20 protein-coding genes are annotated in these 20,486 nt (G+C 68.3%); 10 read left to right on the forward strand and 10 right to left on the reverse strand.

What is annotated here, in order from left to right; genetic code table 11:
* Positions 1-28: 28 nt before the first annotated feature.
* Genes ACIBO2_RS22300 through ACIBO2_RS22310 form a run of 3 tightly spaced genes read right to left on the reverse strand, consistent with a single transcriptional unit; the run spans position 29 to position 3,392 of the window.
* Positions 29-769: a succinate dehydrogenase/fumarate reductase iron-sulfur subunit gene (locus ACIBO2_RS22300; protein ID WP_358558130.1), complete on the reverse strand. Its 741-nt coding sequence runs from the start codon at positions 767-769 to the stop codon at positions 29-31.
* The gene (locus tag ACIBO2_RS22305; protein WP_397298809.1) at positions 766-2,688 is read right to left on the reverse strand and encodes a fumarate reductase/succinate dehydrogenase flavoprotein subunit; all 1,923 of its coding nucleotides are present in this window, start codon (positions 2,686-2,688) and stop codon (positions 766-768) included. The genes ACIBO2_RS22300 and ACIBO2_RS22305 overlap by 4 nt, the downstream gene beginning before the upstream one ends.
* Positions 2,685-3,392 (reverse strand): succinate dehydrogenase cytochrome b subunit, encoded by a 708-nt coding sequence (locus ACIBO2_RS22310; protein WP_358558124.1) that lies wholly within the window; start codon positions 3,390-3,392, stop codon positions 2,685-2,687. Before ACIBO2_RS22310 ends, ACIBO2_RS22305 begins: the two co-directional genes overlap by 4 nt.
* A gap of 176 nt (positions 3,393-3,568) precedes the next feature.
* On the opposite strand from ACIBO2_RS22310, the gene ACIBO2_RS22315 reads away from it, so the two are divergent.
* From ACIBO2_RS22315 to ACIBO2_RS22355, 9 genes are all read left to right on the forward strand, one after another.
* Complete coding sequence (locus ACIBO2_RS22315) at positions 3,569-4,498, forward strand: LysR substrate-binding domain-containing protein (RefSeq protein ID WP_358558121.1); 930 nt, start codon at positions 3,569-3,571, stop codon at positions 4,496-4,498.
* A gap of 34 nt (positions 4,499-4,532) precedes the next feature.
* On the forward strand, positions 4,533-5,669 hold the full coding sequence (locus tag ACIBO2_RS22320; protein WP_358558118.1) for a SpoIIE family protein phosphatase: 1,137 nt from the start codon (positions 4,533-4,535) through the stop codon (positions 5,667-5,669).
* Positions 5,666-6,820, forward strand: a complete 1,155-nt coding sequence (locus ACIBO2_RS22325; RefSeq protein ID WP_358558115.1) for an ATP-binding protein — start codon at positions 5,666-5,668, stop codon at positions 6,818-6,820. The genes ACIBO2_RS22320 and ACIBO2_RS22325 overlap by 4 nt, the downstream gene beginning before the upstream one ends.
* Positions 6,810-7,262, forward strand: a complete 453-nt coding sequence (locus ACIBO2_RS22330; protein WP_358558112.1) for a response regulator — start codon at positions 6,810-6,812, stop codon at positions 7,260-7,262. The genes ACIBO2_RS22325 and ACIBO2_RS22330 overlap by 11 nt, the downstream gene beginning before the upstream one ends.
* A 195-nt stretch (positions 7,263-7,457) precedes the next feature.
* The gene (locus ACIBO2_RS22335; protein ID WP_225300741.1) at positions 7,458-8,243 is read left to right on the forward strand and encodes a hypothetical protein; all 786 of its coding nucleotides are present in this window, start codon (positions 7,458-7,460) and stop codon (positions 8,241-8,243) included.
* A gap of 25 nt (positions 8,244-8,268) precedes the next feature.
* A complete protein-coding gene (locus tag ACIBO2_RS22340) occupies positions 8,269-10,158 on the forward strand; it encodes a fumarate reductase/succinate dehydrogenase flavoprotein subunit (protein ID WP_358558109.1) in 1,890 nt (629 codons plus the stop codon).
* On the forward strand, positions 10,155-10,907 hold the full coding sequence (locus ACIBO2_RS22345; protein WP_225300743.1) for a succinate dehydrogenase/fumarate reductase iron-sulfur subunit: 753 nt from the start codon (positions 10,155-10,157) through the stop codon (positions 10,905-10,907). The genes ACIBO2_RS22340 and ACIBO2_RS22345 overlap by 4 nt, the downstream gene beginning before the upstream one ends.
* Positions 10,908-11,027: 120 nt before the next feature.
* Positions 11,028-11,726, forward strand: coding sequence for a helix-turn-helix domain-containing protein (locus ACIBO2_RS22350; RefSeq protein WP_358558106.1), 699 nt, complete (start codon positions 11,028-11,030; stop codon positions 11,724-11,726).
* An 11-nt stretch (positions 11,727-11,737) separates the two neighbouring features.
* Positions 11,738-12,556, forward strand: a complete 819-nt coding sequence (locus ACIBO2_RS22355) for an oxidoreductase (RefSeq protein WP_358558103.1) — start codon at positions 11,738-11,740, stop codon at positions 12,554-12,556.
* 7 nt (positions 12,557-12,563) lie between these two features.
* On the opposite strand, the gene ACIBO2_RS22360 is transcribed toward ACIBO2_RS22355, so the two are convergent.
* Positions 12,564-12,923 carry a hypothetical protein gene (locus tag ACIBO2_RS22360; protein ID WP_397298815.1) on the reverse strand — a complete coding sequence of 120 codons (360 nt, stop codon included), beginning with the start codon at positions 12,921-12,923 and terminating at the stop codon, positions 12,564-12,566.
* A gap of 356 nt (positions 12,924-13,279) precedes the next feature.
* Positions 13,280-13,660, reverse strand: coding sequence for an IS200/IS605 family transposase (gene tnpA, locus ACIBO2_RS22365; RefSeq protein WP_397298818.1), 381 nt, complete (start codon positions 13,658-13,660; stop codon positions 13,280-13,282).
* A gap of 103 nt (positions 13,661-13,763) precedes the next feature.
* On the opposite strand from tnpA, the gene ACIBO2_RS22370 reads away from it, so the two are divergent.
* Complete coding sequence (locus ACIBO2_RS22370) at positions 13,764-15,110, forward strand: RNA-guided endonuclease InsQ/TnpB family protein (protein ID WP_397299886.1); 1,347 nt, start codon at positions 13,764-13,766, stop codon at positions 15,108-15,110.
* Positions 15,111-15,149: 39 nt separating this feature from the next.
* On the opposite strand, the gene ACIBO2_RS22375 is transcribed toward ACIBO2_RS22370, so the two are convergent.
* The 5 genes from ACIBO2_RS22375 to ACIBO2_RS22395 all read right to left on the reverse strand — a co-directional run bounded on the left by ACIBO2_RS22375 (position 15,150) and on the right by ACIBO2_RS22395 (position 20,485).
* The gene (locus tag ACIBO2_RS22375) at positions 15,150-16,487 is read right to left on the reverse strand and encodes a hypothetical protein (RefSeq protein WP_358541438.1); all 1,338 of its coding nucleotides are present in this window, start codon (positions 16,485-16,487) and stop codon (positions 15,150-15,152) included.
* 74 nt (positions 16,488-16,561) lie between these two features.
* Positions 16,562-18,259: a hypothetical protein gene (locus ACIBO2_RS22380; protein ID WP_397298822.1), complete on the reverse strand. Its 1,698-nt coding sequence runs from the start codon at positions 18,257-18,259 to the stop codon at positions 16,562-16,564.
* Between the two features lie 64 nt (positions 18,260-18,323).
* Complete coding sequence (locus ACIBO2_RS22385) at positions 18,324-18,716, reverse strand: (deoxy)nucleoside triphosphate pyrophosphohydrolase (RefSeq protein ID WP_358541444.1); 393 nt, start codon at positions 18,714-18,716, stop codon at positions 18,324-18,326.
* A gap of 42 nt (positions 18,717-18,758) precedes the next feature.
* Positions 18,759-19,859: a bifunctional lytic transglycosylase/C40 family peptidase gene (locus ACIBO2_RS22390; protein ID WP_358541447.1), complete on the reverse strand. Its 1,101-nt coding sequence runs from the start codon at positions 19,857-19,859 to the stop codon at positions 18,759-18,761.
* Positions 19,856-20,485, reverse strand: coding sequence for a hypothetical protein (locus tag ACIBO2_RS22395; protein ID WP_357944126.1), 630 nt, complete (start codon positions 20,483-20,485; stop codon positions 19,856-19,858). Before ACIBO2_RS22395 ends, ACIBO2_RS22390 begins: the two co-directional genes overlap by 4 nt.
* Between the last annotated feature and the right edge of the window lies 1 nt (position 20,486).

The following is a 20,486-nucleotide window of genomic DNA, read 5'->3' on the forward strand; positions in this document are numbered from 1 at the left end:
AAAAACAAGTAGTACGGCCCGCAGCCCTCTACTTGGCGTTCGCCTTGAGGTAGTCGCTGTTCATCTGCGCGATCGTGTCCAGAGGGATCCCCTTGGGACACACAGCGGTGCACTCACCCGTGTTCGTGCACCCCCCGAACCCCTCCGCGTCCATCTGGTCCACCATCGCCTTGGCCCGCGTCAGCCGCTCCGGCTGGCCCTGGGGAAGCAGCGAGAGGTGGGTGATCTTGGCGGCTGTGAAGAGCGACGCCGACCCGTTCGGGCAGGCCGCCACGCAGGCCCCGCACCCGATGCAGGTGGCGGCGTCGAAGGCGTCGTCGGCGTCCTCCTTGCGTACCGGGATGCTGTGGGCGTCGGGCGCCGACCCCGCCGGGACCGAGACGAAACCGCCCGCCTGGATGATGCGGTCGAACGCCGACCGGTCCACCACCAGGTCCTTCACCACCGGGAACGGTGCCGCGCGCCACGGCTCGATGGTGATGGTGGCGCCGTCCTCGAAGTGGCGCATGTGGAGCTGGCAGGTGGTGGTGGCGCGCTGCTCGCCGTGCGCCACGCCGTTGATGACCATGCCGCACATGCCGCAGATGCCCTCGCGGCAGTCGTGGTCGAAGGCCACCGGGTCGTCGCCCGAGAGGATGAGGCGCTCGTTGAGTACGTCGAGCATCTCCAGGAAGGACATGTCCGGGGAGACGTCTTCGACCCGATAAGTAGTCATCTTGCCGGGAGCTGACGGGCCGCTCTGGCGCCAGACCTTCAAAGTCAAGTTCACTTGTAGCTCCGCTGGGTCATCTTGACGTACTCGTACTCGAGCGTTTCCTTGTGCAGCACCGGTCCGTCCCCGGAGAACTCCCAGGCCGACACGTGTGCGAAGTGCTCGTCATCGCGCAGGGCCTCGCCGTCGGCGTCCTGCGACTCGGCGCGGAAGTGGCCGCCGCACGACTCGGTGCGGATCAGCGCGTCCAGGCACATGAGCTCGGCCAGGTCGAAGAAGTCCGCGACCCGCCCGGCCTTCTCCAGGACCTGGTTCAGCTCCTCGGCGGTGCCCGAGACCTTGACGTCCCGCCAGAACTCCTCGCGCAGCTCCGGGATGCGTTCCAGCGCCTTGCGCAGCGACTCCTCGGTGCGCTCCATGCCGCAGTAATCCCACATGAGCTTGCCCAGCTCGCGGTGGAAGGAGTCGGGGGTGCGCGTGCCGTTCACCGCGAGCAGCCGGTCGATCTTGGTACGTACCTTGATCTCGGCCTCGGCCACGGCGTCCTCGGAGACCTCTCCGAACGGCCCGGCCGCCAGGTAGTCGCCGAGCGTGGTGGGCAGCACGAAGTAGCCGTCGGCCAGGCCCTGCATCAGCGCCGAGGCACCGAGGCGGTTGGCGCCGTGGTCGGAGAAGTTGGCCTCGCCGATCACGAACAGGCCGGGGATCGTGGACTGCAGGTCGTAGTCCACCCACAGGCCGCCCATGGTGTAATGAACGGCCGGGTAGATGCGCATCGGCGCCTCGTAGGGGTTCTCGCCCGTGATGCGCTCGTACATCTCGAAGAGGTTGCCGTACTTCTTCTCCACGGCGTCCCGGCCGAGACGGTTGATCGCGTCGGCGAAGTCCAGGTAGACCCCGAGCCCGCCGGGTCCGACGCCGCGGCCCTCGTCGCAGACGTTCTTGGCGGCGCGGGAGGCGATGTCCCGGGGGACGAGGTTCCCGAAAGCCGGATAAATCCGCTCCAGGTAGTAATCGCGTTCGTCCTCAGGAATGTCGCCGGGCGCCCGGGAGTCACCGCCGACGAGCGGCACCCACACGCGGCCGTCGTTGCGCAGCGACTCCGACATCAGCGTCAGCTTCGACTGGTACTCGCCCGACACCGGGATGCAGGTCGGGTGGATCTGGGTGTAGCAGGGGTTGGCGAAGTACGCGCCGCGCTCGTGTGCCCGCCAGATCGCCGTGGTGTTGCAGCCCTTGGCGTTCGTGGACAGGAAGAACACGTTCCCGTAGCCGCCGGAGGCCAGCACGACGGCATCGGCCACGTGCCGCTCGATCTCCCCGGTGACCATGTCGCGGACGATGATCCCGCGCGCCCGGCCGTCGTCGACGATCACGTCGAGCATCTCGTGCCGGGTGAACATCTCCACGGTCCCGGCCGCGATCTGCCGCTCCAGGGCCTGGTAGGCGCCGAGCAGCAGTTGCTGGCCCGTCTGGCCGCGCGCGTAGAACGTACGCGACACCTGCGCGCCGCCGAACGAGCGGGTGTCCAGCAGCCCGCCGTACTCGCGGGCGAACGGGACGCCCTGGGCGACCGCCTGGTCGATGATGTTCACGGAGACCTGGGCGAGACGGTAGACGTTCGACTCGCGGGCCCGGAAGTCACCGCCCTTTACCGTGTCGTAGAAAAGGCGATAAATCGAGTCACCGTCGCCGCGGTAGTTCTTCGCGGCGTTGATCCCGCCCTGCGCGGCGATGGAGTGCGCGCGACGCGGCGTGTCCTGATAGCAGAACGACTTGACGTTGTAGCCCAGCTCCCCCAGCGTCGCGGCGGCGGAACCGCCCGCCAGGCCGGTGCCGACCACGATCACGTTGAGCTTGCGCTTGTTGGCCGGGTTGACGAGCTTGGCGGCGAACTTCCGCTTCTCCCACCGCTCCTCGATGGGGCCGGCGGGCGCCTTGGCGTCCTGGATCTCCGGGCCTTCGGTGTACTTCACTTGATCACTCCGAACGTGACGGCGAGCGGCGGCGCGAGGAAGCCGATGACCAGGACCGCGGACACCAGCGCCGCGACCGGGCGAAGGGCCTTGAAACGGGTGGCCCAGCCGAGGGTCTGGAACATGCTCCAGATGCCGTGCCGCAGGTGCAGGCCGACCATGACGACGGCCACGACGTAGAAGAGCGTGACCCACCAGCGCGACAGGTCGAACCCGGCGATCAGCCGGTCGGCCGGCGCGGCGTCGTACCCCTTGGGGTTGACCACGCCGAAGCTCAGGTCGAGCAGGTGCCAGACCAGGAAGAGCAGGATCGTGACGCCGCCCCACCGCATGATGTGCGTGGTGTAGCCCTTGGCCTGCGACTTCTTGGCCACGTACTTCACCGGCCGAGCCTGACGGGCTCGCCGCGCCAGCGAGATCGCGGCCCACATGTGCAGGACCACCGCGACGACGAGGCCGGCCTCCAGGAGCGTCAGCACCGTCCGGTACGGCGCGAGCGGCTCCAGCAGCGTGCGGAGCGCCTCGGCGTACTCGTTGAAGGAGTCCTTGCCGAGGAAGATCTTGAGGTTGCCCAGCATGTGGAGGATCAAGAAGAGCACCATCGCGGCGCCCGTGACGGCCATGATGGCCTTCTTGCCGTTGGACGAGCGCAGGAATCCGCCGCGCTTTCCGCTGGGGGTCGGCTTTTTCGGCGTGGGCTTCAAGACTGGCGCGGTAGCGGCGCCTCGCTCAATCGTGGCTGTCACGTGTTCCGACGCTAGATATCCAGCCATGATCCGTCCAAGTCATGACGGGCCTGGTTTCCATAGCCTTCGGCTATGATGCTTGGTTTGTACGGCCGGCGTAAGGAAATCCCACGAGCCGGTGCGAGGAAAATCACATGCAGCTGCAACAGCTCGCCTACTTCGTCGCTGTCGCGGAGACCAGGCACTTCACCCAGGCCGCCGAGCGGATGCGGGTCGCCCAGCCGTCACTCAGCAAGCAGATCAAGGCATTGGAGAGCGACCTCGGCGCCCCGCTGTTCTCCAGGGCGCGCGGCAACGTCACCCTGACCCCGGCGGGAGAGGCGCTGCTGCCACTCGCCCGCCGGATGCTGGCCGATGCCGGCACCGCCCGGCAGGAGGTGGCCGAGCTCGCCGGACTGCGCAGGGGCCGGGTCCGGCTCGGCGCCACCCCGTCACTGTGCGCCGGGCTGCTGGCCGACGCCCTGGCCCGCTTCCACCTCGCCTATCCGGGCATCGAGCTGCTGGTCGAGGAGGACGGCTCACGCGACCTGGTCAGGGCGCTGGCCCGCGGGCAGCTCGACCTGTCCCTCATCATCACGCCGCTGCAGGGCGACGACCCGTCCCTGGTGACCGAGGAGATCCTGCGCGAGAACCTGGTCGTGGTGACGCCCTCTCACCAGCCGGAACGCAAGCCGTACCTGCGCATGGAGGATCTGCGCGGCCGGGGGATGGTGATGTTCAGGCGCGGCTACGACCTGCGCGAGGCGACGCTGGCGGCCTGCCGCCAGGCCGGGTTCGAGCCCAGGTTCGCGGTGGAGGGCGGCGAGATGGACGCCGTCCTGCGGTTCGTGGAGGCGGGGCTGGGGCTGGCCGTGGTGCCGTCCATGGTGCTCGACGGGCGGCCGGGGCTGACCGGCACTCCCCTGGCGCCACCGGGACTGAGCCGCACCATCGCGCTGGCCCACCGCAAGGACGTGGAGCCGACCAGGGCGGCGCAGGCCTTCCGTACGACCCTGCTCTCCTTCGTCGTCGAAGCCGGACATGAGCACACGCTTCCGCAAGGGGTAGAGCTCATCGCAGAATAATCCCCAACAGCCCGACTTCTATGAAGAGGCGCGTGTGACGGCAACTCTCAACGAAACGCTGACGCTGCTCCTCATCGAGGACGACGCCGGTGACGCGTTCCTCGTCGAGGAGCTCCTGAAGCAGGCCGAGGCACCGCCGCGCATCACCTGGGTACGCAGCCTGGCCGAGGGCAAGGCCAAGCTCGACTCCCGGATCCAGTGCGTACTCGTCGACCTCACACTCCCCGACGCCACCGGTCTGGAGGCGCTGGAGCAGGTGCTGGGGGCGGCGCCGCACGCGGCCGTACTGGTGCTCACCGGGCTGCGCGACGCCCACGTGGGGGTCGCCGCGGTCCAGGCCGGAGCGCAGGACTACCTCGTCAAGCAGGACGTCGACGCGCGGCTGCTGGCCAGGGCCATCCGCTACGCCATGGAGCGCAAGCGGGCCGATCTGGCGCAGCTCAGGCTGGTCGCGGCCGAGCTGACGGCCAAGGAGAACGCCCGGCTGGAGAGCGGCCTGCTGCCCGTCGCCCTGCTGCGCACCGACGCGCTGGAGCACACCACCCGCTACCTGCCGGGCAGCCAGGGGTCGCTGCTGGCCGGCGACTTCTTCGACACCGTGCAGACGCCCGACGGCGCGGTGCACGTCGTGGTCGGCGACGTCTGCGGGCACGGTCCCGACGAGGCCGCGCTCGGCGTGGCGCTGCGCATCGCCTGGCGCACGCTCGTGCTCGCCGGGCAGACCGGCGAGCGACTGCTGCGTACGCTCGACGCCGTCCTGCGCGCCGAACGCCAGGCCCCGGAGATCTTCACCACCCTGTGCATGGCGACCATCACGCCCGACTTGCGCAACGCCAGGATGCGGGTGGTCGGACACCCGCCGCCCGTCCTCGTCCGTGACGGAGTCGTCGGCGTGGTCCCCGGCGCGCCCTCCGGGCCGCCGCTCGGCATCTTCTCCGACGCCGAATGGACCGTCCTCGACGTGCCACTGGGCGAGGAATGGTCCATGATGCTCTACACCGACGGCCTGATCGAGGCCGCGGTGGGCGAGCAAAAGGAGCTGCTCGGCGTGGACGGCCTGGTCGACCTGGTACGCGAGCACGGCTCGATCGATCTCGACCGGCTCATCAGGCACGTGGGCACGCTCAGCGACGACCTCGCCGTGGTGCGCGTCAGCAGGAGGTCGCAGTGAGCATCCATCCGCTGCCCCCGCCGAAGCCGGCGACGGGCGTCGGCAGACTCCCGGTGGGCCGCTGGTTTCTCGCCGTCGGCGTGGTAACCGCTGTGGTGTTCGTGCTGGGGTCCACGCTGATCATGAAGCTGGTCGCCGACGTACGGGAGCGGGGTCTGCGGCCCGACGTCGCGGTCCAGCTCGACCGGCTGAACGTGGCCCTGGTCGTCCTGCTGGCCGTGCTGGCCGCGGTGGGGATCGGGCTGCTGTTCATCATCCGCTACGCCGTACTCAAGCCCATCGCCCAGCTGACCGACCAGGTGCGCAAGGTCGCGGCGGGCGACTTCGACCACCGGCTGAGTGTGGCGCGGCCGGCGGAGCTGGCCGAGCTGTCGAGCCACGTCGACTCCATGCGCGCGCGCATCGTGTCGGCCTGGCGGCGGGCCGAGGAGCAGTCCGACGAGCTGCGCAGGTCCAACGGGGAGCTGGAGCAGTTCGCCTACGTCGCCAGTCACGACCTGCAGGAGCCGCTGCGCAAGGTGGCCAGCTTCACGCAGATGCTGGAGCAGCGCTACGGCGACCGGCTCGACGACCGGGCCAAGGAGTACATCCGCTACGCGGTCGACGGCGCCAAGCGCATGCAACTGCTCATCAACGACCTGCTCGACTTCTCCAGGGTGGGCCGGGTCACCGGCGAGCGGGTGGTCACCGACACGGACGCGGCGCTCACCACGGCCCTGGACAACCTGTCGGCCGCGATCGAGGACACCGGTACGGTCGTCACCCGCGACGCCCTGCCCAAGGTCGTCGGAAACCGTGGCCAGCTCACCCAGCTCTTCCAGAACCTGATCGAGAACGCCGTCAAGTTCCGCTCCGACCTGCCGCCGCAGGTGCACATCGGCGTCAAGCGGGCCGGGCGGATGTGGGAGTTCAGCTGCTCGGACAACGGGATCGGGGTGGAGGCCAAGTACGCCGACCGCATCTTCCTGATCTTCCAGCGCCTGCATCCACGGGACGTCTATCCAGGGACCGGCATCGGGCTCGCGCTCTGCCGCAAGATCGTCGAGTATCACGGCGGCCAGCTCTGGCTGGATGGCGAGGGCAAGGCTGAGGGGAAGGGCGCGACGTTCCGCTGGACGCTGCCCGCGGCTGGAGATGAAAATGGCGACTGACTGGCGGCCGATCGAGGTGCTCCTGGTCGAGGACGACCAGGGTGACGTGCTCCTCACCAAAGAGGCGTTCGACTTCAACAAGGTCCGCAACCGCCTGCACGTGGTCAACGACGGCGAGCAGGCGATGGCGTTCCTGCGCCGGGAGGACGGCTACCAGGACGCGCCGACGCCGGACCTCATCCTGCTCGACCTGAACCTGCCCCGGATGGGCGGCTTGGAGGTGCTGAGCGAGGTGAAGGCCGACGCCGGGCTGCGCACGATCCCCGTGGTGATCCTGACGACCTCGGAGGCGGAGGAGGACATCCTGCACAGCTATCGGCTGCACGCGAATGCGTACGTCTCCAAGCCGGTAGATTTTGAGCAATTTATCCGAGTTGTCCGCCAAATAGATGATTTTTTCGTGACTGTGGTTAAGCTCCCGAGCAAAGGGCAGCCCACGTGACAGGGGTACGTGACAGGAATCACAGCGAGTCATCGAAAAAGTGAGTGACCCTCCTCACAAATCCCGAGGCGGTCGTCGTAACGTATCCCCCACCAAAGCGCTCTGCGAGCGGAGGCCCTGCCCCGCCGTGCACGCGCCAAGCGAACGACCCGGATTCCCTGCGAGCAGGGTCCGCGGGAGGTGGAGAGGTCCGCGATGACCCAAACGACGCCCGATGCTCCTGTCAGAAGGCAGCGTGCGCAGATAAAGGTGCGCACGCTGCGCACCGACAGATGGTGGCTGGCCCCGCTGCTGACGTTCCTGGCACTCAGTGCCTTCCTCGTCTATGGCGTGTGGGCGATCTTCGACGGCAGCTACTACCTCGACCCGTACATCGCCCCGTTCTCGTCGCCGTGTCTGACGACCTCGTGTGCCGAGGGCGCGCGGCTGTTCGGCTGGGCGCCGATCGGTGACTGGTACACGCTGCCGCCCGGTCTGCTGATCCTCGGCCTGCCCGGCGGGTTCCGGCTGACCTGCTACTACTACCGAAAGTCCTACTACCGGTCCTTCTGGCTGTCGCCGCCCGCGTGCGCCGTTCAGGAGCCGCACGGCAAGTACAGCGGTGAGACGCGCTTCCCGCTGATCATGCAGAACATCCACCGGTACTTCTTCTACGCGGCCATCGTCATCGGCGCGATCCTGAGCTACGACGCGATCCTGGCGGTCGTCCACAAGCCGCTCGGCCTGGGCTCGTGGATCCTGATCGCCAACGCCGTCCTGATCGTCGCCTACACGCTGTCGTGCCATTCGTGCCGGCACATCACCGCGGGCCGGCTCAACCACTTCTCCCGGCACCCGCTTCGCTACCGGGCCTGGACGTTCGTCTCCAAGCTCAACGCCAAGCACCAGCCACTCGCGTGGGCCTCGATGTTCTCCGTCATGGGCGCCGACCTCTATGTCCGCCTGGTCGCCAAGGGCATCATCGCCTTCCCGTTCGCTTAAGGCCCTTTCTGTTAGGACAATTTCTGTGGACATCGAGCGTCACGAATACGACGTCGTCGTCATCGGCGCGGGCGGCGCCGGGCTGCGGGCCGCCATCGAGGCCCGGCAGCAGGGCAAGCGGACGGCGATCGTCTGCAAGTCGCTGTTCGGCAAGGCCCACACGGTCATGGCCGAGGGCGGCGCCGCCGCCGCGATGGGCAACGTCAACTCAGACGACAACTGGATGGTGCACTTCCGTGACACCATGCGGGGCGGCAAGTTCCTGAACAACTGGCGGATGGCCGAACTCCACGCCAAGGAGGCCCCCGACCGGGTCTGGGAGCTGGAGGCGTGGGGCGCGCTGTTCGACCGCACCAAGGACGGCAAGATCAGCCAGCGTAACTTCGGCGGGCACGAGTACCCCCGGCTGGCCCACGTCGGCGACCGCACCGGGCTGGAGCTGATCCGCACGCTGCAGCAGCGCGTCGTCGCGCTCCAGCAGGAGGACTTCGAGACGCACGGCGATCACGAGGCCTACATCAAGGTCTTCGCCGAATGTACGGTCACGCGCCTGCTCAAGGACGGCGACCGCATCTCGGGTGGCTTCGGCTACTGGCGCGAGTCCGGAAATTTCGTGGTCTTCGATGCGCCCGCCGTCGTGCTCGCGACCGGCGGCATCGGCAAGTCCTACGTGGTCACTTCCAACTCCTGGGAGTACACCGGTGACGGCCACGCCCTGGCCCTGCTGGCCGGCGCGAAGCTGATCAATATGGAGTTCATCCAGTTCCACCCCACGGGGATGGTCTGGCCGCCGTCCGTGCGCGGCATCCTCGTCACCGAGTCGGTCCGCGGCGACGGCGGCGTGCTGCGCAACTCCGACGGCGAGCGCTTCATGTTCAACTACATCCCCGAGGTGTTCAAGGACAAGTACGCCACCAGCGAGGAGGAGGGCGACCGCTGGTACACCGACCAGGCCAACAACCGCCGTCCCCCGGAGCTGCTGCCGCGTGACGAGGTGGCCCGGGCGATCAACTCCGAGGTGAAGGCGGGGCGCGGCTCTCCCCAGGGCGGTGTCTTCCTCGACGTGTCCAGCCGGCTGCCGGCCGAGGAGATCAAGCGGCGACTGCCGTCGATGCACCACCAGTTCAAGGAGCTGGCCGACGTCGACATCACCGCCGAGCCCATGCAGGTGGGCCCGACCTGCCACTACATCATGGGCGGCGTCGAGGTCGACGCCGACACCGGCGCGGCGGCCGTGCCGGGGCTCTTCGCCGCGGGCGAGGTCTCGGGCGGCATGCACGGCTCCAACCGCCTGGGCGGCAACTCGCTGTCCGACCTGCTGGTCTTCGGCCGCCGAGCGGGCGCCGGAGCGGCCGCGTACATCGACGGCCTGCCCGCCAGGCCCCAGGTGGCCCAGGAGCTCGTGGAGGAGGCGCACGCCGAGGCGCTGGCGCCGCTGGGCCGCTCCGGCGAGAACCCCTACGAGGTGCACCACGAGCTCCAGCGGACGATGAACGAGCTCGTCGGCATCATCCGCAAGGCCGAAGAGGTCTCCGAGGCCCTGGAGGCCGTGGAGAAGCTCAAGGAGCGCGTGCAGCTGGTCGGCGCGGCCGGCTCGCGGATCTACAACCCCGGCTGGCACCTCGCGATCGACCTGCGCAACATGGTCCTCGTCTCGGAGTGCGTGGCGCGGGCCGCGCTGCTGCGCGAGGAGAGCCGCGGCGGGCACACCCGCGACGACTTCCCCGGCATGAACCCGGCCTGGCGCCGCAAGCTGCTCGTCTGCTCGACGGAGGACGGCTCGTCCGTCTCGGTCGAGGAGAAGGTGCAGCCTACGATGGCCGACCACCTGATCAAGCTGTTCGACCGGGACGAGCTGGCGAAATACCTCACCGACGAAGAGATGACCGAGTTCGACGGGATCGCAAAGTCATGAGCTACAAGGCAAAGTTCAAGGTATGGCGCGGTGAGGGCGGTGAGGGCAAGCTCGAGGACTTCACCGTCGAGGTGAACGAGGGCGAGGTCGTCCTCGACATCATCCACCGTCTGCAGGCCACGCAGGCGCCGGACCTGGCGGTCCGCTGGAACTGCAAGGCTGGCAAGTGCGGCTCCTGCTCGATGGAGATCAACGGCAAGCCCCGGCTGGGCTGCATGACGCGGATGTCCACCTTCACCGAGGACGAGACGATCACCGTCACGCCGATGCGTACGTTCCCCGTCATCAAGGACCTCGTCACCGACGTCTCGTTCAACTACGAAAAAGCACGCGAAATCCCGTCCTTCACCCCGCCGGAGGGTGTGCGGCCGGGCGAATACCGGATGAAGCAGGTCGACGTCGAGCGGTCCCAGGAGTTCCGCAAGTGCATCGAATGCTTCATGTGCAACAACATCTGCCACGTCATCCGCGACCACGAGGAGAACAAGCCCGCCTTCGCCGGGCCGCGCTTCCTCATGCGCATCGCGGAGCTCGACATGCACCCGTACGACGTGGCGGACCGGCAGGAATCAGCCCAGGAGGAGCACGGGCTGGGCTACTGCAACATCACCAAGTGCTGCACCGAGGTCTGCCCCGAGCACATCAAGATCACTGACAACGCGCTCATCCCGATGAAGGAGCGCGTGGCCGATCGCAAGTACGACCCGATCGTGTGGCTGGGCAACAAGATCTTCAAGCGCGCCAAGTAGCGTCGTACCCGTACTGAAAAAGGCCGGTGAGGGCTCCCCTCACCGGCCTTTTTCATGAGGCCGGATGACTTTTTGACTTCTTTTGCTAAGCTGGTCAACAAGTCAGATGGAGGTCGCACGATGGCACTGGGAAGACCGAGCGAGGCGGCCGACCGCGCCGACCGGATCCTCGACGCGGCGGCCGAGCTGACCGTGCGCCTCGGCGTTCGCAAGGTGACGATCGACGACATCGCCCAGCGGGCCGGCATCGGCAAGGGCACCGTCTACCTGCACTGGCGTACCAAACAGCAGCTCTTCGAGGCCCTGTTCGTGCGCGAGGCCATCATCTACATCGAGACGCTGCTGCAGGAGTTGCGCCGTGACCCGGCCGTGGTGCTGCCTCACCGCATGCTCAGCACCCTGTTCTTGGTGAGCTGCCGCCGGCCGATGCTGCGGGCGCTCCTCACCGGCAATCTGCCGCTCCTTCAGGGCAGGATGGCCGACAGCGCGACGCGCAGCCACGAACTGCTCGCCACCGCGCGCTTCCACGAGGTGATGATCCGTCACGGTCTGCTCCGCGACGACGTCGAGCACCTGATCTACGGCCTGACCGCGACGCAGGCGAGCTTCTACCTCCTGGGCACCGTGATCACGGTGCCCGACGAGCCGGACCCCGAGGCCAAGGCCAGGGTGCTCGCGCACATCGTGCGGCACGCGTACGAGCCGGCCGAGCAGCCGGACGCACAGGTGATCGCGGCCGCCGCCGCGGAGATCATCGCCGCCTCGGAAGCCCTGATACCGCCCTACCGGGAGTGGCTCTACGCCGCGTACCCCAGATGAAAGGTCGTTCCATGGCAGCCAAGATCTGCCTCGTCACAGGCGCTTCGGCCGGCATCGGCCGCGCCACCGCACTCGAACTGCTGCGCGCCGGCCACACGGTGTACGGCGTGGCCCGGCGCGTCGACCGGATGGAGGACATCCGCAAGGCCGGCGGCCACACCCTCGCGATGGACGTCACCAAGGAGGAGGACCTGCGACGCGTCGTCGACACCGTCCTCGCCGAGCAGTCGCGCATCGACGTGCTGGTCAACAACGCCGGCGTCGGCGTGTACGGGGCCGCCGAGGACGTGCCGCTCGACACCGCGCGTCACCAGTTCGAGGTCAACATGTTCGGGCCCGCCCGGCTGATCCAGCTGGTCCTGCCGGGGATGCGCGAGCGCCGCTCCGGCACGATCGTCAACGTCTCCTCGATCGCCGGGGTGATCTCCCTCCCACTCGGCGCCTGGTACCACGCCTCGAAGCACGCCCTGGAAGGCTATTCCGACACCCTGCGCCAGGAGGTCGGCCGCTTCGGCATCAAGGTGGTGGTCGTCCAGCCCGGCCTCATCAAGACGGAATTCGAGTCGAGCACGCCCCACGACCTGAGGGAGATCTCCGGCAAAGGCGCCTACGCCTCCGTCGCGAACGCGATGGCGGACCGCGCGGAAGCCGCTTTCGCCGGGAAGAACAAGGCCTCGGACCCCTCGGTGGTCGCCCAGACCATTCGCACGGCCATCGACGCCAAGGCCCCCAAGCCGCGGTACGCCGTCGGCTACATGGGCAAGCTCCTGCTGAGAATCCACCGGCTGCTCCCGGACCGCGCCTTCGACAAACTCGTCACCCGTACGTGACGCTGCTTCACCAGCAGCGCATGTCCGTCCAGGTGCGGTCATACATGCCGTCCAGGTGGATGATCACCTGGTTCGCGGCAGAAGTCTCGCCCGGCTCGTCAAACGGCGTCCAGGCCGTGATCTCGAAGTCATCGAGGTCTCCGTCGGGGTCCTCGATCTTCGCCTGGCGGTAGTACTTCAGCACCTCCTCGACGGGCCGGTCGGTGAAGACCTCGAAACGGATGGTGTAGAAGCAGTCGCCGGAGTCGCCGGTCACCTTCACTTGCGGGTCGATGTACCCGAAGTCCGCTCCGGGCGGCGGCGGGTACTCCTGGATGCGGTCCACCATGCGCGCCAGCAGATAGTCGTTGAGCCAAACGGGCGCCATGACCATCGCCCCGACTAACACGAACGGCACCAACGACAAACCCAGGCAACCGATCCGCCGAGCTACGCGTGAATGTCCTGACTTTTCCGATAATGCGGGTTCAGCCGCGGCTGGGGGAGTCGACATGGATGACATACTCGCGTACCGCGCGAAAAACGGGTCATCGAGCGGTCAGGGCGGCGAGTCGCGTGCCGAATCCGACGGCCGGACGCCACAGTCGCGAGATCGTACGACCGCGTTACCGAAGGTCCGCAGAAAGCCTCGGCCTTCAGGCCGGGAATGTATGCGGTCCCCCCTTTGAGGGATGGCCCGCCGTAGGCGGGGCATCCCGGAGCGCGGAGCGCGGATGTGGGACCTCAGGTGGGGCGGCGCTGCTGTTCGATATACGCCTTGATGATCGATAGGGGCGCTCCGCCACAGGAGGCGGCGAAGTAGCTGGGTGACCAGAAGGGGCCGTGCATGATGGCGCAGTTGACGCCGCCGGTGAACTCCTTGCGCAGGTAGTGCGAGGAGACGCCCTTCAACGAGTTGACGAGTTTGCTGATCGCGACCTTGGGCGGGTACTGGACGAGCAGGTGGACGTGGTCGTGTTCGCCGTTGAACTCGCGCAGTTCGGCCTCGAAACTGTCGCACACCTCGATCATGACGTCTTCGCAGCGGCGCAGCATCGCGTCGTCGAACACGTTTCTGCGATATTTGGTGACAAAGACCAGATGGACATGCATCGCGGAAACCACGTGTCTGCCTCGTCAATATTCCGCTTCCTGGCTCATAGACCAGATGATAATGTGTTCGAGTCGGTGAGACGTGAGCATCCCGAGGGAGAAGGGGGTGTTGCGCATGTTGGCGGGCCGGAAGTATCGCCTGGAGTTCGACTCCGGGCAGGCCGCGTTCGCCGAAAGGCTGGGCGGCATCTGCCGGGCCGTGTGGAACACCGGTCTCCAACAGCGGCGGGATTACCGGCGGCGCGGGCAGTGGATCACCTATGCCGAGCAGTGCGGGCAGCTCGCCGAGGCGAAGAAGGACCCATACTGCGACTGGCTCGCCGACGCCCCCGCCCAGGTGATCCAGCAGACCCTCAAAGACCTGGACCAAGCGTGCCGCACGCACGGCACGTGGAAGGTGCGCTGGAAGTCGAAGGCGAAGTGGCGGCCCTCGTTTCGCTTCCCCACCGCGAAACACCTGCCCGTAGAGCGGATCGGCCGTAAGTGGGGGCGAGTCTTCCTGCCCAAGTTCGGGTGGGCGCGGTTTCGGATGTCGCGCCCGCTCGGGGGAAGCGTCAAGTCCGCAACCGTGTCCCGGGACGGCGAACACTGGTTCATCAGCTTCCTGGTCGAGGATGGGATCGCGGAGCGTGGGGAACATGCCTGCCCTGGATGGGTGGGGGTGGACCGGGGGGTGGTCACGGCCGCCGTGACGTCGGACGGGGAGTTCTTCGACCGCCGCCACGCCGGAACCGGCGGGGTCTCCTCCCGGCAGCCGCCACAGGAGACGAAACGGGAGACGAAACAGGACCGGCAAGACGACCTCGGGTATGTCACACCCGGCGAAGCGGAACGGTATCTACGTATGCAACGCCGACTCGCCCGCACGCAGAAGGGATCGAAGCGGCGCAAGAAGGTCAGGGCCGCGATGAGTGAGATCATGCGGCGGGTGCGGTGGCGGCGCGCTGACTTCAACGCCCAGGCCGCGCACCGGCTCACCCGCGCCTACGGGCACGTTGTCATCGAAGACCTGAACACCAAGGCCATGAGCACGGCCGTCAAGCCCAAGCCCGACCCCGACCGGCCGGGCAGGTTCCTACGCAACGGCGCGGCGGCGAAATCCGGGCTCAACACGGCGATTCTCGACAAGGGCTGGTACGGCCTGGAAGTCGCTCTCCGCGCCAAGGCGCGCTACACCGGCAGCGTCATCCATAAGATCAACCCTGCGTACACGTCCCAGACGTGCCCGGAACCTGCGTGCGAGAAGGTGGACGGGAAGAGCCGCAAGAGCCAAGCGATCTTCTCCTGCACTTCCTGCGGGCACAGCGAGCACGCCGACATCGTCGGGGCGAGGAACATCAAGAGCAAAGGACAGGCGGCCGGGCTGGTCGTCTCAGGGCGTGGAGACCCACCCGGGTCCGCGAAACGTCAAGCACCCCGCTCCACAGCGCGGGCCGCGCAAGCGGCACGAGCTGCCGCATAGCGGCACGGGAATCCCCATCCCTTCAGGGCGGGGAGCAGGTCAAGAGCGACGTCCCCAGCGGCGCTTGGGCTTCTGCGGAGGCAGCGGCTGGATGGCGGTCACATCGGCGGGCGCCCCATCGGCGGCCAGCCCTTCGAGTGTGGGCCCTTCGAGGGTAGGCCCTCCGGCACCAGGCCCTTCGGCACCAGGTCGAGGCTGGCCAATGCTCTGCCACGGCTCGGCGTCGCCGGTCTCGGCGGCTGAGGCGGCGCCCAGCGGGCGCTCAGGCGAGTCTTCGTACGGACCGGCACCACCGGGCGGGATGTCCGCGGGCGGCTGCTCAGCAGGGACCAGAGCCTCGAACGGGGCCCGGTACGACTCCCCCTGGGGCTCGGGACGACTGAAGGCATCGAAGTCGGACTTGGCCGGCTCCTGGCTGAACGTGTCGAACTCGTCCGGATGCAGCACCATGGGCTCGCCCGCCGCCATGGGCGGCTGCGCGGGCTGGCCGTACATGTTCGGGTCCTGATAGACCGCGCCGTACTGGACCTGTCCCCCCGGATAGGTCTGTACGGGGACGAAGCTGATAATCGGCGCATACGCCGTACCGCCCGGATAACCGGGCGCCGCGAAACCGGCAGTGGCATAACCGGGGCCCGCCGGATAGCCCATCCCGCCCGGTCCACCGGGGGCTCCCGGGAAGCCGGGCTGACCAGGGCCGCCCTGTGGACCCGCCTTGCGTACGGCCGCCGCGTGGGCCATCCGGCGCAGCCGCCCCTCGAAGATGAGCACCGCGAACAGCACCAGCAGCACCAGTACGAGCGCCGGGATGCTGAGCTGCTGCGTCAGCGTCCGCTGGTCGTACTCGGGGGCCGCGTTACGCAGTTCGAGCGGGACCGACTCCTCCGTCGAGCTCTCCGTCAGACTCGGCGACGGCGTCGTCGAAGGGGTCTCGACGGGCGCCACGGTGGGCAGGACGACGTCCGTGTCCGTGGGCTCGGGCGTGGACGAGGTGGTGGTCGCGGTCGGCACCTCCACGTTCTGCGACGGCAACGACTGCAGCTGCGAGGGCGTGGTCTTGGGCGTGCTGGGGGTCGAGCTCGGCGTCTTCGACTGCTTCGGGGTGCTCGTCTTCGTCGTCGTCTTCGTGGGCGCGGTGACGGTCTTGGTGATCGTCGTTTCCGGGTCCGGAGTGGGGGTGTCCAGCGTCGTGGTGACCGTGACGGTGGTCTCCGGCGTGATGTCGCACACCTCGCCCGCTTCACAGGGCTCGACGGCGGGGTCGTAGGCGACCGCGGAGGCGCTCGCGCTCTGGAGGACGAAGGGAACCGCACCGGCACCCGTCAGCCCTAAGGCCAGGATCAGTGCGGACACGGCCGTCGCTCGCGTACGTGCCACCTGTGCCCTCCGCGCAGTCCCGGAACCATGGTCAAGGGAATCCTAGCCGGGTAAAAGTAACAGTAAAGACGGAATTACAACACCTTTCGTCGCAATCGCGCCCGTTGTGCCCTGGCGACCAGCCACAGCGCACCGAGCAGCACCGCGATCCCGCCCGCGACCCATGGCAGCCCGCGTACGCCTGCCAGGGGATTCACCCGCTCGGCCGGTTGAAAGCGGTTACCCGTAATGGCGAATGGCAAGGGCGGCCCAACTTCTTCTGCCGATGTCATGGCCCCCCAACCGGTGCCCGCACCGGCGCCGAAACCCGGAGCACCAAGTCCGGGAGTGCCGCCTTGTGGGGCTTGTGGGGTGCCGCCTTGTGGGGTGCTCACTTCTGGAGCCCCGGCTCTGGGCGTGCCGCCGACGACTCCTGAAGTGCCGCCGACTCCCGGCGTGCCGAGCCCCGATGTCGGCGGCGGGAGGACCTGGGGCAGGCTCAGTGCGGGCCCGCGCCGCAGCTCAGGCGCCGGGACCTGGACGGCCGTCCCGTTCGGTACGGGGCTGGACGCGTGCGCATGACCGGCTGAGACCATCCGCAGATGGGACTTCGCGGTATGCCCGTTTCCAGGGCGTACCCTTCCGGCGACCGCCGTCTTGTCTGGGCGAGCGTCCTTGGCGCCGTGTTCGACGCGTACCGCTCGGCCGCTCAGCGTGACGTCACCACGCGGGATCTCGACGAACGTCCCCGCGCTGTCATCGCCGGACTCCCCGCGGCCGCTCGCCCCGACAGGCACGCTCACTGGGGCCTTGACAAAGGTCGTGGTCGAGCCGACGACGGTCGCGACACCGCCGCCCGCCGTGTCACGCGCTCGAGCCGCCGCCGTGAGTACGACCTCCTTCGGCCCGTGCGGCACGGTGAGCAGCACGTCCACGAACCGATCCCCCGCCGCATCACCCAACGCACACACCCGCGCCACGGGGACCACGCCCGGAGCCACCCCGCCCGCCGCGACTGCGCCCCCTGGGCGCGTCCCGCCGGGCGCGGTCCCATCCGACCCGCTCACGCCGTGCCCCGCCACACCTTGCGCCATCGCACCCGACGCGTTGACCACTGGCGCGGTCGGCACCAGCGCGGTCCTCAGCGACGGGGCCGGCGCCGACGACGGCCCGGACGCCAGGACGCCTCGCGACGTCGCCGCCTCGGCGACCGGTCGCCCATCCACCGACGCCTGTCCGTCAGTCGCCTCACCAGCGACCAGGGCGTTCAGCGCGGCAGTCCGAGCCGCCAGAGCACCGCCCGGGGTAGCCTGCCCGCCCGCAACCCGCCCATCGCTAGCCGGCCCACCCGAAACCGCCTGTCCACCCGAAACCGCCTGCCCGCCCGGAATCGCCAGCCCACCCGGGGCTGCCTGCCCACCCGGAATCGCTCGCCCCTCAACCGCCTGATCCCCCGGCCCACCCACGATTCCCGGAGCCGTGTCCAGCAACCCACCAGCAGGCAAGCTGGGGCACGTCATCGACGTCAGCGCGTTCGCCGGGCTGGTCGCCACCGCGAGCCGGGCGTCGCTGCCCATCCCCTCCAGGCTCACCCGAAACCGCAGCGCATCCCCCGTACGTACCCATCGCCCGATCCCGCCGGCATCGCCCAGTCGCTCGAAGACCAGCGCGATCCCAGCCCCGCCAGCGGCCCTGAAGACCTCGGCCGCCACGGGCTCGCACTGGATGCCCGCCAAAACCGACGCCCCCGCGAAGGCCAGTGCCCCCGCCACGATCCAGCCATGTCTGACCACGTCGCCTCCCCTCAGGCCGCGTGACATTACACTCAGTAATCGTTATGTCACCCAGGGGAGATGGTTAACCCTGTCGGAGCAGATCTTCCACGGCTTCCATGACCGGCAGATCCGCCCCGAGCCAGGCCACGTCGTAATACTCGCCAGGTCCGAGCCACCGCAGCGCCAGATGCTCCTTGGCCTCCGGTACGCCCGAGGCCAGGGAGGCCAGCCAGGCCCGCATGACGTACCCCTCGGACAGCGGCCAGTCGCCGCCCACCCGCGCGCCCACCGACACGGTCACGCCAAGCTCCTCGCGGCACTCCCGGATCAGCGCCTCGATCTCGCTCTCGCCGGGATCCACCTTGCCGCCCGGGAACTCCCACCCGCCGGCGAGGGCGGGCGGCTCGGCCCGCTGCGCGGCGAGTACGCGCCCATCCGAGGAGACGATCGCCGCCGCCACCACGATCACCGTCATACCGCCACCACGACCATCATCACGCCGTCACCACGATCACTGTCATAGTGCGGCATTCTGCAGCTTCTTGAGCTGTTCGAGCACGTCGGGGTTCTGTAACGGACGGGTGAAACCCATAATATTGCCGCGCGCTTGATACGTCGTCACCTTGATCGGCCCGCACAGCGTGCAGCGGGCCTCCACCATCTTGCCCTTCGACACGATCATTCCGACGTGCCCGGGGTTGTCCGGCCCCGTGCCCGGCCCGGCGTTGAAGAACACCAGGTCGCCCGCCTGCTCGTCACCCTGCGGGATCTTCACGCCGAACGGCCACTGCCCGAACGTGGTCCGCGGGATCGACAGCCCGGCCGCCCGGTAGGCGGCGTAGATGATGCCCGAGCAGTCGAAGGCGTCGGGTCCGGTCCCGCCCCACAGGTACGGCTTGCCGCGCTGGGCCAGCGCGAACTCCAGGATCTTGGCCACCACGTCACTCGGCGCGGCCTCGACCAGCGGATCGTCGCAGGCCTCGTCGGCCTGCGGCGGCACCTCGACGTCACCGGACTTGGCGTAGCCCTTGGCGATCTGCTCGACCTGGTCGACGTACCACCAGGCGCGGTTGTAGATGAACAGCGCCTGGCGTACCTTCTCCGGAGCGCCGTTGCGCTTGAGCATCTTCGCGGCGCCCAGGATCGCGTCGGCGGGGTTGTAGATGTCAGCCACGCCGTCACCGTCGCCGTCGGAGGCGTACCCGTTGAACTTCGACGACATCGCGATCCGCGCCTTGCCGCCCCACGTGCCGATCAGGAACTGCATCGGCCCGGCCGCGCCCGCGTAGTTGGTGCCGCTCTTGACGCCCGCCATGTTCGAGCGGCCGTGGTCGGTCTCGCGCTTGCCGACGGCGGCCAGGATGTTCCACTGGACGCCGATCTTCGTGCCGAACTTCTTGTAGAGCTCCAGATAGTCGGCCGGAATGTCGGAGGCGCCGGTGTCGGACACCTCCTGTACGGGCGTGTCGCCGTTGACGCAGTCGGTACGGGCGGTGCTCCCGCTGCCGAGGAACGACGGGATCGAGGTCATGAGCATCGGCGACATGATGACGACGGCGAGAAGCAGCACCCCGGCGGCTCCAAGCGCCAGGGCGACGCGAGCGCGGGAGGTGTTCACCCTTGGGTGTCTCCGTCCTGGCCCGCGTCGGCGGGTTGCAGGTCGAAGACCCGCCAGTCGGCGCCCATCTGACTCACGGTGACCGCGTAGTCGTCCACGACCTGCTTGTTGCCGCTCTTGGCGGTGATCTGCTGCGTGCCGGTCACCACGAAGATGACGGACGACTTCTCGACCTGCCTGATCTCCTTCATCTTGGCCGTCCCCGCCGCCACGAGTTCGTCGGCGCGGTCGCGCTCGACGGTGCCGGGCGAGGTGCGCGTCCTGGCGAGCACGTTGCCGAACTCGGCCGTGGTGAACACCTTGACCCGATCCACATAGGCCGAGGGCTCCTCGTCGTAGCGGAACGTTCCGTACGCGGCGGTGAACCGCTCGGCCAGGTCGGACGCCGCGGCGAGCTGCTCCTTGGTCATCGGCAGGTAGGAGTAGATGTCGAACGGCTTGCCGCTGGCGGTCGCCAGCGGCTTGCTCGGCGCGGCCGGTGAGACGGTCGTGGTGTGGCCGGCGGGCGCCTTCCCTGCGTCCGGTTCGCCGGAGTCCGGCCACATTGTCAGGTAGATGCCGACGGCGGCGATGACCACCACGATGGCGGCGAAGGCGACGCCCCGCCTGTCACCCGGCTGCGCCATG

Origin of the sequence: Nonomuraea sp. NPDC050022 (assembly GCF_044460705.1) — a bacterium.
Taxonomy (GTDB): domain Bacteria; phylum Actinomycetota; class Actinomycetes; order Streptosporangiales; family Streptosporangiaceae; genus Nonomuraea.